The 15,566-nt window shown below is 66.7% G+C and carries 14 protein-coding genes; 3 read left to right on the top strand and 11 right to left on the bottom strand.

Going from position 1 to position 15,566, the window contains the following annotated elements; genetic code table 11:
* Window positions 1–33: 33 nt before the first annotated feature.
* The 4 genes from ACQG3P_RS02365 to ACQG3P_RS02350 form a co-directional block, all read right to left on the bottom strand.
* Entirely contained in the window at window positions 34–936 is a 903-nt protein-coding gene (locus ACQG3P_RS02365) for a LysR substrate-binding domain-containing protein (RefSeq protein ID WP_426804086.1), read from the bottom strand.
* Between the two features lie 49 nt (window positions 937–985).
* Window positions 986–1,867 (bottom strand): SDR family NAD(P)-dependent oxidoreductase, encoded by an 882-nt coding sequence (locus ACQG3P_RS02360; protein ID WP_426804085.1) that lies wholly within the window; start codon window positions 1,865–1,867, stop codon window positions 986–988.
* Between the two features lie 87 nt (window positions 1,868–1,954).
* On the bottom strand, window positions 1,955–2,335 hold the full coding sequence (locus ACQG3P_RS02355; RefSeq protein WP_095363712.1) for a YbjQ family protein: 381 nt from the start codon (window positions 2,333–2,335) through the stop codon (window positions 1,955–1,957).
* Window positions 2,336–2,519: 184 nt separating this feature from the next.
* The gene (locus ACQG3P_RS02350; protein WP_083214073.1) at window positions 2,520–3,497 is read right to left on the bottom strand and encodes a LysR family transcriptional regulator; all 978 of its coding nucleotides are present in this window, start codon (window positions 3,495–3,497) and stop codon (window positions 2,520–2,522) included.
* A gap of 123 nt (window positions 3,498–3,620) precedes the next feature.
* On the opposite strand from ACQG3P_RS02350, the gene ACQG3P_RS02345 reads away from it, so the two are divergent.
* Window positions 3,621–4,373, top strand: coding sequence for an SDR family NAD(P)-dependent oxidoreductase (locus ACQG3P_RS02345; protein ID WP_093533309.1), 753 nt, complete (start codon window positions 3,621–3,623; stop codon window positions 4,371–4,373).
* Window positions 4,374–4,557: 184 nt separating this feature from the next.
* Here the strand turns inward: ACQG3P_RS02345 and ACQG3P_RS02340 are convergent, their stop codons facing one another.
* On the bottom strand, window positions 4,558–5,049 hold the full coding sequence (locus ACQG3P_RS02340; protein WP_093533308.1) for a MarR family winged helix-turn-helix transcriptional regulator: 492 nt from the start codon (window positions 5,047–5,049) through the stop codon (window positions 4,558–4,560).
* Window positions 5,050–5,096: 47 nt separating this feature from the next.
* Here ACQG3P_RS02340 and ACQG3P_RS02335 point away from each other — a divergent pair, with 47 nt between their 5' ends.
* Window positions 5,097–6,581, top strand: a complete 1,485-nt coding sequence (locus tag ACQG3P_RS02335; protein ID WP_426804084.1) for an FAD-dependent oxidoreductase — start codon at window positions 5,097–5,099, stop codon at window positions 6,579–6,581.
* On the opposite strand, the gene ACQG3P_RS02330 is transcribed toward ACQG3P_RS02335, so the two are convergent.
* The 3 genes from ACQG3P_RS02330 to ACQG3P_RS02320 form a co-directional block, all read right to left on the bottom strand.
* Window positions 6,582–7,040, bottom strand: a complete 459-nt coding sequence (locus tag ACQG3P_RS02330; protein ID WP_426804083.1) for a nuclear transport factor 2 family protein — start codon at window positions 7,038–7,040, stop codon at window positions 6,582–6,584.
* An 8-nt stretch (window positions 7,041–7,048) separates the two neighbouring features.
* Window positions 7,049–7,654 (bottom strand): DUF2306 domain-containing protein, encoded by a 606-nt coding sequence (locus ACQG3P_RS02325; protein ID WP_426804082.1) that lies wholly within the window; start codon window positions 7,652–7,654, stop codon window positions 7,049–7,051.
* Window positions 7,655–7,732: 78 nt separating this feature from the next.
* On the bottom strand, window positions 7,733–9,739 hold the full coding sequence (locus tag ACQG3P_RS02320) for a tetratricopeptide repeat protein (RefSeq protein ID WP_426804081.1): 2,007 nt from the start codon (window positions 9,737–9,739) through the stop codon (window positions 7,733–7,735).
* A 122-nt stretch (window positions 9,740–9,861) separates the two neighbouring features.
* Between ACQG3P_RS02320 and ACQG3P_RS02315 the strand changes: the two genes are divergently transcribed.
* Window positions 9,862–11,055 (top strand): GAF domain-containing sensor histidine kinase, encoded by a 1,194-nt coding sequence (locus tag ACQG3P_RS02315; protein ID WP_426804080.1) that lies wholly within the window; start codon window positions 9,862–9,864, stop codon window positions 11,053–11,055.
* Here the strand turns inward: ACQG3P_RS02315 and ACQG3P_RS02310 are convergent, their stop codons facing one another.
* The 3 genes from ACQG3P_RS02310 to ACQG3P_RS02300 all read right to left on the bottom strand — a co-directional run bounded on the left by ACQG3P_RS02310 (window position 11,056) and on the right by ACQG3P_RS02300 (window position 15,480).
* Window positions 11,056–11,898 carry an alpha/beta fold hydrolase gene (locus tag ACQG3P_RS02310; RefSeq protein ID WP_237334343.1) on the bottom strand — a complete coding sequence of 281 codons (843 nt, stop codon included), beginning with the start codon at window positions 11,896–11,898 and terminating at the stop codon, window positions 11,056–11,058.
* A 231-nt stretch (window positions 11,899–12,129) separates the two neighbouring features.
* On the bottom strand, window positions 12,130–15,060 hold the full coding sequence (locus tag ACQG3P_RS02305) for a sensor histidine kinase (protein WP_426804079.1): 2,931 nt from the start codon (window positions 15,058–15,060) through the stop codon (window positions 12,130–12,132).
* Window positions 15,061–15,099: 39 nt separating this feature from the next.
* Window positions 15,100–15,480, bottom strand: a complete 381-nt coding sequence (locus ACQG3P_RS02300; protein ID WP_307107364.1) for a helix-turn-helix domain-containing protein — start codon at window positions 15,478–15,480, stop codon at window positions 15,100–15,102.
* Between the last annotated feature and the right edge of the window lie 86 nt (window positions 15,481–15,566).

Here is a 15,566-nt window from a genome sequence, read left to right as displayed (position 1 = left end):
ATCCGGGCTCGCGGTGCCGACCAACGGTCGGCACTACCGGTCGGCATTGCCCGGTCGGCCCCCGGCCCCGTGGCGGGCGAAGTTGAGTGCCGCCGGCGATGCTTCATCTGCGCGCAGGCACAGCTGCAGCTCGAACGTGGCCTCGCCCCCCGCCAACGGGTGATAGGCGACTTCCGCACTGCGGAACCCGGCCATGCTGGCGGGCACCACCGAGATGCCCGCCTCCACCGCCACCAGTGACAGCACCGCGTGCATGCCGTGCGCTTCCTGAACCACCCGCGGTGTGAATCCTGCGGCCGCGCACAGGCGCACGACCTGCGAATGGAAGCCCCTGCCCTCGCGCGCCGGCCACAGCACGAACGGTTCGTCGGCCAGCATCGCCACCGTGAGATGCGCCTGCTCTGCGAGCGGGTGCGCGCGCGGCAGCGCGATCGCCAGCCGGTCGCTGTCGAATGCCTGCAGCCGCATGTCGTCGGCTTCGAACACCGGTGGAATCACCACGCCCACGTCGATCCGCTGTTCGCGCAGCATCTGGATCTGGCGTGCGGAGGTAGCTTCGATCAACTCCAGGCGAACGTCCGGGCTGCTCTGGCGGAAGCTGCGGATCACCCCGGGCAGCCGCCCGTACAGCGCGCTGCCCACATAGCCCAGCCGCACGGTACCGGTGCGCCCTGCAGCCGCATCGCGAGTGGCGACCAGCGCATGGTCGGCCTGCTGCAGCAGCAGGCGTGCCTCGGCCAGCAGCACCGCCCCTGCGGCGGTGAGCCCAAGGGTACGGTTGCCGCGCTGAATGAGCTCGCTGCCGATCTCGTCTTCGAGCTTGCGGATGGCCGCTGTCAGCGGTGGCTGCGACATGTGCAGGCGCGCGGCAGCGCGGTGGAAGTGCAGCTCTTCAGCAACAGCAACGAACTGGCGAAGCAGGCGGAGATCAACCATGGGCATGCATGCGCTGGACGGAAACCCCGCCAGTATGCCGTGCCGCTGACTACCTGCGTGGTTCCACCGTGGGCTGCGCGATGCGCGACCATTGCGCGGCGATGTCTTCGATGCTGTCGGCGGACGTGGCGCGCAGGTCCCGCGGGTAGGCCACATCGTCGGCCTCTACGCTGCGGGTTGCGTGGAACTGGCCGTTGCTGGCACGCAGGATCCAGCCGCCATCGCGGCAGGCCGTTGATGCAAGGAAGGCAACGCCCGGCGCCACGGCATCCGGGTGCAGCTCATCGGGCTCGCCCTCCACGCCCCACATGCGTGTCTTGGCCACCGGCGAGATGGCGTTGACCAGGATGTTGTGCGGTGCGCCTTCAGCGGCCAGCACGTTGACGATACCCACCGCTGCCATCTTCGCAGCCGCATACGCAGCCAGGCCCTTCTGCACGTACTGCGGATACAGCGCGCGGTCGGAGGTGGTCAGCACGATGCGGCCATGGTGGCGTGCCTGCATCGACGGCCACGCCGCCTCGGCCAGCCACAGCGGCGCCTTGGCCGCGATGGTCATCATGCGGTCGAAGCGGTCTTCCTCCAGCGCATCGATCTGCTGGTACTCCACCCACCCCGCGTTGTGGATGATGAAGTCGATCCGGCCATAACGTGCGACGATGTCGGCGACCAGCGAGCGGCAACCGTCGCGCTGATCGATCGCCGCGTGCGCGGCATGCACTTGCAGCCCGGTACCGCGCAGCAGCGCCACCGTCGCATCGATCCGCCCCGGGTCCTGCCCGCTTCCATCCAGCCCGGCGCCCACGTCATGCATGACAACCCGCGCACCGCGCGAGGCCAGCAGCCGGCTGTAGGCCAGGCCCAGTCCACTGGCTGCACCGGTGACCAGCCCAACCTGCCCTTCAAATGTAACTTCGTCGTGCGTCTGCATCCGCACAGGATCGTGCTGACAGCACACCCAGCGCCAATACCACCTGCAGCAGTCCACGATACAAACCGCGTATCGCCCTTTAGCGAATCACCGCAACGGCTCCACCACGACGGCAGTGCCATAGCACAGCACCTCGGTCAGCCCGGTCATGATGTCGGTCGCGTCGTAGCGCATGCCGATGATCGCGTTGGCCCCCAGCATCCGTGCATGCTTGGCCATATCGCGATAGGTCTCCTCGCGCGCCTGCTCGCACAGCTCGGTATAGATGGTGATGTTGCCGCCGAACAAGGTCTGGATACCGCCCAGGAAGTTGCCGACGATGGAGCGCGAGCGCACGGTGATGCCGCGCACCACTCCCAGGTTGCGCGTGATCCGGAACCCGGGCAACTCGAATGCGGTGGTCACCATCGAATCATCAAGACGCGGCCCGGTCGGCGGGCGTGCGGCGCTGTTGTAGGGGTCTGCCATGGTTGCCTCGTTGCCCGGGGGGTCTGCCCGGATGGTGGGAAGGTCAATGCGCCTGTGGTCGTCGCGGCCTGAGTATCCAGAGTAAGCATGTCTGAACCAATACCGCCAACAAAAGTGCGCAATACACCGCCACTGTAAGAAGCCGCCGCGATCAAGCACCTCGCAACTGTATGGCGCTGTGTGCTCACGCCCGCACCCTGTAACGACCCGTGGTCGCCGGCTTCTCCACCCGCGCGTCGGTGTCGAGTTCCTGGAAACCGGCTGCCAGCAGCCCGGGCATCATTTCCGCCAGCCAGTCGATGAACACCCGCAGGCGGTGGGTCACGTGCCGGTTATGCGGATACACAACGTGGAACGGATACAGCGCCGGCCGCCAGGCCCGCAGCACTTCCACCAGTGCACCGCTGGCCAGTGCAGGCGCGGCGGCATAGCTGAAGGTCTGGACCAGCCCCAAGCCCGCAATCGCCGCGGCCAGGTGGGCGTTGCTTTCATTGATGCCAAGACGGTGCCCGCCCTTGATCTCCACACTTCCCGCATCACCCCGGAAGCGGAACGGCACGGCGCGCCCGGTGGAGCTGAGCACGTAGCTCACCAGCCGGTGCCCGTTGCGAAGTTCTTCGGGGTAGGCCGGAACGCCATGCGCTTTCAGGTAGCCCGGGCTGGCGCAGGTGATCAAGGTGGCATCGCCAACATGGCGCGCAACCAGCGATGAATCGTCCAATGGCCCGCCGCGGATCACGCAGTCGGCGTTCTCACCAATCAGGTTCACCGGCCGGTCGGAGACGCCCAGCTCGATGCGGATATCCGGGTACCGCGCCATGAACGCCGGCAGCGCGGGCACCAGCACGTCGCGTGCGGTCGACCCGCCAACGTCCACGCGCAACAGTCCCCGCGGCGTGCCCCGCGCGGCACTGAACGACGCATCGATATCCTCCAGGTCACGCAGCAGACGACCTGCCTTCTCGTAGTAGTCCTGGCCCTCGGCCGTGACCGATACCCGCCGCGTGGTCCGCTGCAGCAGGCGTACGCCCAGATGCGCTTCCAGCTCGCGCACCAGCTTGCTGAGGGTGGCGGTGGGCATGTCGAGGGACTCGGCGGCGCGGATGAAGCTGCCCGCTTCGACGACCCGGGCAAAGGCACGGATGGCGGAAAGTTGGTTCATTCGCCCATTATGCACTTACATGCATAGTGATTATCATTAATCCATCTTTATCCACCAATCGGCCAAGCCTATCGTTCTCCCAACAGCGGCGGGAATCCTCCCGCTCGTCCAACGGAGAACATCATGAGCACCGCCTTCCTTACCGGTAAGATCGCCCTCGTCACCGGCGGCACCTCGGGCATCGGCCTGGCCAGCGCCCGCCACCTCGCGTCGCTGGGCGCCACTGTCTTCATCACCGGCCGGCGCCAGGCCGAACTGGACGCGGCCGTCGCCGCGATCGGTCCGGCCGCCACTGGGATTCGCGCTGATGCGGCGCTTCCCACCGACCTGGACACGGTCTACGCCCGGATCGCCACGCAGGCTGGCAGGCTGGATATCCTGCACGCCAACGCCGGTGGCGGCGACATGCTGCCGCTGGGCGCGATTACCGAAGAGCACTTCGACCGCATCTTCGCCACCAACGTCCGCGGCGTCCTGTTCACCGTGCAGAAGGCGCTGCCGCTGCTGGTCGATGGGGCATCGATCATCCTCACCGGCTCCACCGTGTCCATCCAGGGCACGGCCAACTTCAGCGTGTACAGCGCCAGCAAGGCAGCAGTGCGCAACTTCGCCCGTTCCTGGGCGCTGGATCTCAAGGAGCGCGGCATCCGGGTCAACGTGGTCAGCCCGGGGCCGATCCGCACCCCCGGACTCGGCGATCTGGTGCCCGACGACGCCCGTCAGGGTCTATTCGACCACCTGGCAGCGCAGGTTCCCCTGGGACGACTGGGCGAACCGCAGGAAGTGGCCAACGCCGTGGCATTCCTGGCCTCTGACCAGGCGAGCTTCGTCAACGGCATCGAGCTGTTCGTGGACGGCGGCATGGCGCAGGTCTGATCCTGTGCGGCTGCAAGCTCGGCATCGCGCGCGGTCGGGTCAGCGCTCGCGCAGCGATTCAGTGGTGTGTTGCTGCAACGGGCTGAGCAGATAATCCCGGCACCCCGGGCACGGATTCGAAACGAAGCGGTTGGCCGCTGCCTATCGCCTCGGCCAGTGCGCGTTGGCCAGCGCCTCGGTGGCTCTACTCCGGTGTCCCACGTTCGACCGCTTCCATTGCATCGGCGAATTTCGCCATCAGCCGCACCAGGTCCGATACCTCCTGCGGCTCCCATGATTCGAAGATGACCCTGCCCATCCGCTCGCGCGCGGCGTCCAAGCGGTCAGTCATCTCCTTGCCCTTGGGCGCAATGGTGGCCTCGCGGATCCGGCGGTCCTGCGGATTGCCCTGGCGGGTGATCAGTTCCATGGTTGCCAGCTTGGCCACCTGCCGGCTGATGGTCGTGTAGTCGCGACCCAACCGGTCAGCCAATTCGACCACCCCGATCGGCCCGACCCGCTCGATCACCACCAGCAGCCGGAACAGAGCCTGGTCCAGCTTTACCCCCGCTTCCTGCAGGAGTCGCTCGTCGTTGCGCGGGCGGTTCATCACGCTGACAAGGCTGACCATGGACAGGTGCAGCGACTTCAGCTCGGCCGAAATATGTGTATCTTGCACTCTCTTTTTCGCAGGCATAGCATCCCCTCCAGATACGTGCATATTACACATACCTGGAGAAAACGATGGGTAACACCCCTGATGTTGTGATCTGTGGCGCCGGTGCCGCTGGTTTGACCCTGGCCATTGAACTGGCCCGGCGTGGCGTGTCCTTCAGGCTGCTGGAGCGGTGCGACCAGCCGTTCCATGGCTCGCGCGGCAAGGGCATCCAGCCCCGCAGCCAGGAGATGTTCGAGGACATGGGCATCCTCAACCGTTTGTTCGCTACCGGCGGGCCGTACCCCCTTTCGCGTACCCACAATGCCGATGGCAGCAGCACCGACAGCGCGGTGCTGGAAGCTGCGCTGGCTACCCCCGCCGAGCCTTATCGCCAGCCGCTCATGGTGCCGCAGTTCCTCACCGAAGCCGTCATGCGCGAGCGCTTGGCCGAACTGGGCCATGCCGTGCAATTCAGCCACACGTTGCTCGGCTTCGATCAGGATGGCGAAGGTGTCCACGTCCGCATCGCCACGCCCAGCGGCGAGCAGACGATCAGAACCCGTTACCTGATCGGCGCCGACGGCGGCCGCAGCTTCGTGCGCCAGTCATTGGCGATTCCTTTCCCGGGCCAGACCCTGGGCGTTCGCGCCGTCGTCGCCGATATCGTGCTGCAGGGTCTGTCCCGCGATGCGTGGCACAACTTCAACGAGCACGACATGGCACGCCGCATCTCGCTGTGCCCGCTCATGGGCACGGACCTGTTCCAGTTGCAGGCACCGGTGCCGCTGGAGGGCGCGGTGGACCTGTCCGTTGAGGGCCTGTCCGCGATGATGCACGCGCGGACAGGGCGCGATGACATCACGGTCGAAGGCGTCTCGTGGGCTTCCGCGTACCAGATGAACGCACGCCTGGCAGATCGGTATCGCGTGGGCCGGGTGTTCCTGGTGGGCGATGCGGCGCATACCCATCCCCCTACCGGCGGCCAGGGACTGAACACCAGCGCGCAGGATGCATACAACCTGGGCTGGAAGCTGGCGTCCGTATTGGAAGGCGCGCCAGAGGTACTGCTCGATACTTACGAAGAAGAACGCAGGCCCGTTGCGGCGGCAATGCTCGGTCTTGCTACCAGGCTTCTCGAGCACGCCCAGCGCGGCGACAACCGGCGTGGTCGTGAGGTGCAGCAGCTCGACCTGGGGTATCGGGCGTCTTCGCTTACGCTGCCGGCCGAATCGCGCGAGGGGCGCATCGAGCCCGGCGACCGCGCGCCTGATGCACCGCTGCAGGGCGCGGGCGGGCAACCCATCCGATTGTTCGAGGTACTCCGCGGTATCCATTGGACGCTGCTGGGCCATGCGGCCGACCGAATCGCTGAGCCGCCGCGCGCCGGCCTGCACGTACACCTCATTGGGCCGAAGGGCGACCTGCGCGACGGCGATGAGCATTTCCAGCGCGCGTACGGACTTGGGCCGGACGAGTGGGTGCTGGTGCGCCCCGACGGCTATGTTGCCGCTGTTGCGGACGGCGGGCGACTTGCCGATCTGGTGTCACATCACGCGGCGTGTTCGCCCTGATTACTTCGCCGCCGGTGCCGTGGAGGCCGCTCTGGGCTTGGAGTACCAGAGCGCATTGACGATGATCCAGCGCTCTCCGAAACGGCCCATGTGGAAGTAGTCCACGAACCAGGGCGTCTCCAGCCGCACCGAGGCCGCGTTGCCGGTAACGTCCAGCACGCGGCAGGTACGGTCCCACTTTGCCTTGGGCGTCTTCAGCGCGCCCTGGCGGGTCAGGCCCACCAGCTCTTCCTTGCTCATGCGGCGCAGGCCAAGCCGCTCGTCCGGGGTTTCGCCCAGCACCATCCGCTTGGCCAGGTCTGGATGCAATGACCGCGCTACCCGCTGGGGATCGGCTTCCAGCTGGCCATCCACATAGTCAAAGCAGGTCGCCTCGATAGCGGCTACGGTGGCGGCATCAGGTGCCGCCGGGGTATTTGCGGTGGCGGCAGCGGCAAACAGCAGGGCAAGTGCGGGCATGAACTACCTCAGGAAGGTATGTAATCGTGCTTCAGCGGATCGCGTTCTCTCCTCCGGAACGCTTCCAACATGACGAGGGGCAACAGCCAGCTTGCCCACAGCAGGCACGAGATGAGCGCTCCGCTTGGCGCCAGGCCTGAAGCAATGGCTACCGGCAACATCAAACGAAACAGGACAGGCGCCAAGGTCACCGCGTAGTTGCGGATCATCCACGTCCTGTGCCGCTCCACACGTCTGCGGCGGATTGCACTCATGGCCAACAGCGCCGTGGTCAACCACGCCAGGGCGGTACCGGCAAAACCAATCTTGATGGAATGCGGAGCCGGGGTGGTGGCGATCAATCCGGCCGCTGCTGCGCTGGCCGTGAGGACTCCACCGAAGTAGAGATACCCAACCCGCCGATGCAGTGCGGGACGCTCCCACCACCAGCGTGCCAACAGCTGGATCGGCCCGGTCACGATGGCCACCACGCCGCCAGCCAGGTGCAGCCACAGCCAGCCATGGCGATCCACGAAGCGGCCGTACGCGGGGCTGTCCAGAAGCCCGTACTTTGCATACGCCGCCATCAGGAATTCGGCCGATACCACCACGATGATCAGCCAGGTGACGACCACGAATGCGGCTTTCAACACTGTGTCCCGGCGCGATGGCATCAGCGTCTCTTCCGGTTGAGCTACTGTCGAGCCGCCAATCTAGCCAACTCCGACAACCCGTTCAATCCATGCAAGGCGATGGGCATCGGCGGTGTCCCTTCGCACCGCTGCCAGCCCGTCGGCCCGGCCAAAGGCATGCAGCAGCAGCGGTCCAAGGTCGACCAGGGGCGATTTCGCCAGCCCCATCTCGTGCAGCAGGGCGAACGAACGCCCCTCGAACTCGCCGAGCAGCTCGGAGCCGTAGCGCGCCGCGTGGCTGATACCCGACAGATACAGGGCCTTGAACACTTCCTGCTCCGGCCACTGCAGTGCCATCCGCAGCGGCCATTCGATCAGGTTGCGCTCGCCCCACAGATCCTGCTTCCGCGTGACCTCGTTGGCGACCAGGGACAGCGTCAGTGACTGCGCAAGCGCGCCCAGATATGGCTGCATCTGTTCCGCCGTGGGCCGCGTGTAGATCGCATCGTGCGGCGCGCTCTGTACGCCGCCCAGGCGTGCAAGCACCCGGCCTTCCAGCTCCAGTATCGCGGCCTCCAACCCTGCCCTGTCCGACGACACCGCTTCGCGCCCGATCAATGCCACGCGGGCGGTATCCCAGATGCCAAGATCGACCGTCCAGAGGTTCCCTGCCTCACCAATGGAACCGAGTACCAGCAGATCCGTACTGGACGCGAACCCCGCCGCGGTTTCGCGTTCGCCGGCCTCGTCCTGCGCACCGAACAGCACCGGCCCGCCACCCCTGACCACTGCGGCCAGGCAGTGGGCGTGCAGGGATGTCCACTCGTAGGCGCTTTCCGCCAGGTACAGCGGAATGGCGCGACTCAGGCGCCCCAGTTCATCTTCCCGTTGTTGTTCCGCGCGCTCTTCGCCGCTCATGACCTTGCCCAGCATCAGGAACGTCACCTTGCGCGCACTGTCGGGCTTGTTCGCAAACAGCCACTGCGGCTCGCGCAGGCCGTAACGCCAGATCGGAAGTTCGAACGGCATGTTCGCGATCTGCAGTTCTTCCGTGTCGATCGGCCGCGATGATGCACCCGCTTCCCGGCGCGCCTCGTACTGGCTGGCCATTGCATCCAGATGCTGCTTGAACGGCGGAATGTTGAGCGCGTACAGGCGATGCAGCAGCGCCTCGCCCTCGTCCAGGCGATCAAGATGGAGATAGGCCTGGACCAGGTTCATCCCGACCTGCGGCCCATGCGTTTCCGGGTCGTAGGACGGCCCGATGAGGTCCACCAGTTCGACAATCCTGCCGGCATTGCCGAGGTCGCCTGAAATGACCAACAACACATCGGTGCTGTGCGCTGCCTGGGCGAGAACGCTGCGGAACTTGTCCAGCGCTGCCGGGACATCCTGTTTCGCAAGGCTTTCCCGCCCCAGATAGAGGCTGGCGCGCCAGCTGCCCGGCAGGGCCGCTGCCTGTTCCAGTGCTGCCCGGTAGGCGGGCTCACCGCCGCGCTCGCGCTGCCGTGCAAGCCACCAGCCCAGGCCGTTGTCCTGGTTCGGGTCCAGTTGCAGCGCCTTCCACAACGTTGCATCGGCCTGATGCTCGTCGCCACGGCCTGCCTGCACCTTCGCGAGGTTGGCAAGGAGCGTTGCGGTCTCACCGATCCTGCCGATTGCATCGCGCAGCACCTGCCCGGCCTGCTCGAAGCGTTCCTGCTGCATCAGCACGATCGCGCGGATGACATGTGCCCGTTCAACGATGGGGTCGATCTCCAGCATCCGCTGGGACGCAGGATCAACCTCGGCGGCGAACCCGTCGTCCAGCGCATTGAGGATGAGTTGGTAAAGCTCGTTGGGCTGGTCCCACATCGCCTTGATCTGGGGCAACAGCATGTTGTCGCGCCAGTCGGCCCGGGTGACCTGCAGTTCCCGGCCGTGAGCGTCGTACACGGTGATGAGCTGGGCTTGCGCTGCCTCCGCCGGAGGCGCTGCAGGCTGGGACACGGCTAGCGGTGGTTTGGCGCTGGCGGGCTTGCCGGTCAGGCTCTGCATCAAACGCTTGAACATCGTTCCTCCATGGGCTGGGCGCAGGCCATTCTGCACCAATCCTGTGGCGGCTGAACCGTTAAGCATCTCCCCTGGTCGCGCGGTGTGCGGCTCTGGATGGATCCCAACACGGCACGATTCGTGTGACCATTACTGGCCTGAAGACCTGCTTGAACCCCATGCGCCAACTGTCCGACCCCGCCCTGCTCCGCGATATCGCCGAGATCGGCCGCATCGCGGCTGTGCCACGCATCCTGGAAACGGTGGCCCACATCACCGGCTGCCGGTTCACGGCCATTGCCCGGGTGACCGATACCACCTGGACGGCGTGCGCCACCCACGACACCCTGGGCTTCGGCCTGGTGGCGGGCGGCCAGCTGGTGCTGGAGACCACCATCTGCGATGAGATCCGGCAGTCGCCCAAGCCGGTGGTGTTCGCCCATGCGAGCCTGCACCCGGTCTACTCCACCCACCATACCCCGCGCATCTATGGGCTGGAGAGCTACGCCTCGGTACCGATCCATCGTCCGGATGGCAGCTTCTTCGGCACCCTGTGTGCGATCGATTCGGCGCCTGCCACGTTCGATGAGCTGCATATCCAGCGCTCGATGGAACTGCTGGCCGAGCTGGTCGGCAATTACCTCGATACCGAAGAGCGCCTTGAACAGGCGGCAGTGGCGCTGTCCAATGCGCAGCAGGTGGCTGAGCTGCGCGACCAGTTCATTGCAGTGCTGGGCCACGATCTTCGCAATCCGCTGCAGTCGATCAGCTTCGTGACCGAAGCACTCGAAGCTGCGCCGCATACGGATTACCAGCAGCGCATGTTCGACCACATCACCTCCAGCGTGAATCGCATGGAGGGGCTGGTGAGCGATGTGCTCGACTTCGCGCGTGGCCGCCTGGGTGGCGGCATTCCCGTGGCATTGCGCAGCGCCGACGGCTTGGCGGCCGATCTGCAGCACGTGGTGGACGAGGTGGCGAACGCTACCGGGCGTTCGGATATCGCGGTGCGGATGGAGATCAATGGCGCGGTGGTGTGTGATCCGAACCGGCTGGGGCAATTGCTGGCCAACCTGCTGACCAATGCCGTGCAGCATGGCGATGCCGCTGCGCCGATCGCGCTGGAGGTACAGGCCGCTTCAAGCGGACTGGTATTGACCGTGCGCAACGGCGGGCATATTCCCGCCGAGCGACTGGCGACCATTTTCAGGCCGTTCTCGCGCGAGCAGGCGGAGCTGCCGCGGCCTGGCCTGGGGCTGGGGCTCTACATCGCCGCGGAGATTGCGCGGTCGCATGGGGGCACCCTGGTGGTGGCCTCGGATGAGGCCACCGGTACAGCGTTTACGTTCCGGATGCCGGGTGGCAGCGCCTGATCAGGATTTGATGAAGGCCAGCAGGTCCGGATTGATCACGTCGGCGTGCGTGGTCAGCATGCCGTGCGGGTAGCCCTTGTAGACCTTCAGGGTGCCGTTCTTCACCAGCTTCACCGACAGCAGCGCTGCGTCCGCGATCGGCACCACCTGGTCGTCATCGCCGTGCATGACCAGCGTCGGCACGGTGATCGCCTTCAGGTCTTCGGTCTGGTCGGTTTCGGAGAAGGCCTTGATGCCTTCGTAGTGGGCCTTGGCGCTGCCCATCATGCCCTGGCGCCACCAGTTTTGGATCACGCCCTGCGAGATGGTCGCACCGGGGCGGTTGAAGCCATAGAACGGGCCGGTCGGGAAGTCCACGAACAGCTGCGCACGGTTGGCCGCGACACCGGCACGGATGCCGTCGAACACTTCGATCGGCAGGCCACCGGGGTTGGCCGCCGTCTTCAGCATCAGCGGGGGCACGGCGCTGACCAGCACCGCCTTGGCAACGCGCCCCTGCGGCTGGCCATGCCTGGCCACGTAGCGCGCCACTTCGCCACCCCCGGTGGAATGGCCGATATGCACGGCATTGCGCAGGTCCAGGTGCTCGAACACAGCGGAGGCATCGGCTGCGTAGTGGTCCATGTCATGCCCGTCGCTGACCTGTGCCGAGCGGCCGTGGCCACGGCGGTCATGGGCGATCACGCGGTAGCCCTTCTGCAGGAAGTACAGCATCTGGGTATCCCAGTCGTCCGACGACAGCGGCCAACCGTGGTGGAAGACGATGGGCTGCGCATCGCGCGGGCCCCAGTCCTTGTAGAAGATGCGGACGCCGTCTTTGGTGGTGACGAAATTCTCGGACATGAAAGTGTTCTCCGGAGCGGGGGAAGGGGTGCGCGCCATCGCAAAACCCGGCAGCGCCATGACGGCCAGCGCCGAGGCACCGGCCTGGAGCGCCTGGCGGCGGGTGAGCATCAGCGTTTCCAATACGTTGGGGGGCATCGGTGAATCCTGCGCAGGGGCGGCGACACACATGGGGCCAGATACCGGCAGGTTCACGCTTGTACGCCGTTGCTCTTCATGCCGGTGACGGGACTAGCGGCGCCGGGGTTCCCACGCAAAGGACGCCGGTATCTGCAGGTCGATCTCCGTTCCGCGCCCGGAGCGTCCGCTCAGGATCGTCAAGGTGCCACCGGCGCGCGCCGCGCGCTCGCGCATGCCTTCCAGGCCCCAGTGCCCTGTCATGGCCTCTGCCCCCTGGGGTAACCCGATCCCGTCGTCGCTGATGCGCAGGTGGAAACCCTGGCGCCCATAGCTGACCAGGATCTGCACCTGCGCGGCGCGCGAATGACGGAATGCATTGAGCAGGGCTTCGCGGCCGATCATGTACGCCTCTTCGGCCGCGCAGGTCTGCATGGCGCGCGGCGTGCCTTCCACCACCAGCCGAACGGCGGGGGTTTCAAGGCCATGCGCCTCCTCCGCCACGCCCATCAGCGCAGCGCCAAGATCGCGCGCACGTTCCACATCGCCACGCAGGCCGCGCACGCGCTCACGGCCATCGGCCGCCACCTGCTCGGCCATGGTCATCGCCGCTTCCAGCTCGGCGCGGACCGGATCGGTGGGCGGCAGCTTGCGGCTGGACGCATGCAACCGCAGGATCAGCCCCTGCGTGCTCTGCAGCAGGGTGTCGTGCAGCTCGCGTGCGATCCGCTCGCGCTCGCGGTGACGCTCATCCAGGCGTGTACGGATGCGTGCCGCCAGCTGCCGCAGCCGGCCCAGGTACAGCAGCCACAGCAGGGCCGCACCCGCGATCACGCACAACACGCGGAACCAGGCGGTTTCCCAGTAATGCGGTGCGACGTTGATCACCAGGTGGGCGCCCTGCTCGTTCCAGACCCCATCATTGTTGCTGGCCGCTACCCGGAACACATACTGCCCCGAGGCAGGCGCGTTGTAGAACGCCGAGCGCGCGGTCGAGGCCTCGAACCATTGCGAATCGAAGCCCTCCAGCTGATAACGGAAACGGACCCGCTCGGGAATTGAAAGACTCAGTGCGGTGAAGCGGATGCGCAGGTTCTTCGTTCCTGCCGGCAGCTCGACGGCGCCTGCATTGATCGGTACGTCGGCTCCATCCACCGCCACCGACAGGATCTCCACCGGCGGTGCCACGGGGTTGCGAACGATCTGCGCCGGATCCATCGACACCAGGCCGCTGGTCGTGGAAAACCACAGCCGCCCGTCCTGGGTCCGCGCAGCGGTGGGCAGTGGCCGGAACTGGGCGGCGATGCCGGGCAACGCATCCAGCGCATCGAAGCGCTCGTAACGCGGGGTGCCCTGCGCGTTGAACAGCCCGGCAATGTCGCCGGCGCACACATGCACCACGCCACGTGCACCGTTGAACCACAGGCCGCCGGCAGCATCGGCCACGATGCCACTGATGCCACGCAGGTCTTCGCGCACCGCCGGCAGCACATTGTGCAACCGGCCTTCGGCCACCCGCGCCAAGCCGCGCTCGCCGCCCATCCACATGCCCTGCGCGTCCTCGAACAACGCCGTGACGTTGCCCACGTCCAGCGGTTCGCCCGTCCATGGCGTGGAGAACACTCCGTGGTCGAGCACCGCCACCGCGTTACGGGCAAAGCCCAGCCACAGCCGCCCGCTGGCATCGGTCTGCATCACCAGGGGCGAACCGCCCGTGGGCAATCCGGGCCTGTCCTGGAAGTGTGCCCACTGCCCGTCCTTGAACCGGTACACACCCGGCGTGTTCAAGGACACCCACAGCGCGCCGTCCGGGGTGGTCGCGATGGCCTGCACACCCGAGCGCGTCGCCACCGGCAGTCCGGATACCTTCGAGAACCGCTCGCCGTCACGGCGCCACACCCCGTCTGGCCCGGCCAACCACGTGGTGCCGGCGGCATCGCGGTGCATGGCGGTGATTCCCGCCGGCAGCGCCAGCGTCTGGCGTGCGGCCATGTCCAAGCGCTGCAACGGGTGGTTGCGGGTGCCCACCAGCAGCGCGTTGCCGTCCGCGACCATGGCGAACTCCTGCGCACCTTCCGGCATCGGCACCTGCACCAGATTGGCATGGCGGAAGCGATCCAGCCCGCGACTTCCGCCCACCCACACATTGCCCTCGCGATCCTCCAGCAAGGGCTGCGCGTAATCGGAGCTGAGCCCGTCCACCCGGCGGAAGCGTTCCACCTCCGCCTGGTTGCGTTGCGGTGAGCGGCGAACCAGCCCGGTCCCCAGCGTGGTCGCCCACAGCACGCCGTCGCGGTCGAACAGCAGCCCGGCCGATTCCACGGCATCGCCCTGGCCGGACAGCGGGCGCACACCGCCGTCTGCTTCGGCCACCCAGATGGCTCCGTCCGGCGCCTGGGCAATCTGGCTTACCCGGCCCACACGCGCCGGCACCCGTTCGAATGCGCTTGCCCCGCGCCTCAACACCACCATGCCGGCCTCGGTGGCGATCCACAGCGTGCCCTCGCGATCGGTGAACAACGTGCGCGCCTGTCGTCCCGGATAGCCCATCGCCTGCGTGGGCCGCACCCAGCGCTGGCCCTGCAGGAAGAGCGGGCCGGTAAAGGTGGCGGCCCATAAGCGGCCCCTGCCGTCTTCGGCGAAACGGAACACGGTGCTGGTCGGCAGGCCCGCCGCTGAACCGTAGTGACGCACGCCCGTGCGCTCGACCCGGCTCACCCCGCCATAGCGGAAGCCCACCCACAACCCGCCATCATGGGCGGCGTACAGGGCCGACACACTGGTCGCGGGAAAGGCGTCATCGCCGGGCGGCACGAAGCGCGTGAAGCGCACGCCATCGAACCGGTACAGGCCAATCTCCGTACCCAGCCAGAGATAGCCATCCGCCGTCTGTGCCAGCGCGGTCACCTGCCCCGGTGCGCCCTGGTTGACCGTCCACGCGGTGTGGTGGAACTGCCCCACCGCCCGCGCCGGGTCCAACGCCGCAGCATGGCCGCCCAGCAGCAGCAGGCATGCGCAGGCGATGGCCCGGAATGTGATCGTCATGGTCAGCCCCTGCGCGTCGGGGCCATCATACAAAAACACCTACCGGCAAGGCGCACCGTCGCACGGCTGGCACCCCGACGGCACGGCAGCGCGCACGTAGGCGGTGGGCGTGCAGCCCAGGCTGCGGCGGAACCAGCGCACGAAGTGGCTCTGGTCGTAGAAACCCAGCGCGCTGGCAACCTGGCAGACGCGCTGCCCCTCGGTGCGCAGCAGGTGCCGGGCGCGCTCGATGCGCCGCATGCGCAGGTATTCCATCGGGCTCAGCCCGGTCTGCTCGCGGAACGTACGGGCAAAGTGGAAACGGCTCATGCACGCCGCCCCGGCAATTTCGCTGAGCTGCAGGGGTTCGGACAGGTTGGCCTCGATGTAGTCGACCGCCCGCCCCACCGCGCGCGAAGGTGCGCCGGGCAAGGGTTCCACGGCGGATGCCGGATGGTTGGCATGCATTGGCTCGGACCTCGCGAAATCCACCCGTGCATGCTGTGCCTCCAGCGCGCCCTGCCCAA

Origin of the sequence: Stenotrophomonas sp. SrG (genome assembly GCF_050031795.1) — a bacterium.
In the GTDB taxonomy this organism is placed as follows: domain Bacteria; phylum Pseudomonadota; class Gammaproteobacteria; order Xanthomonadales; family Xanthomonadaceae; genus Stenotrophomonas; species Stenotrophomonas rhizophila_A.
This window is presented reverse-complemented; position numbering and strand designations above follow the sequence as displayed.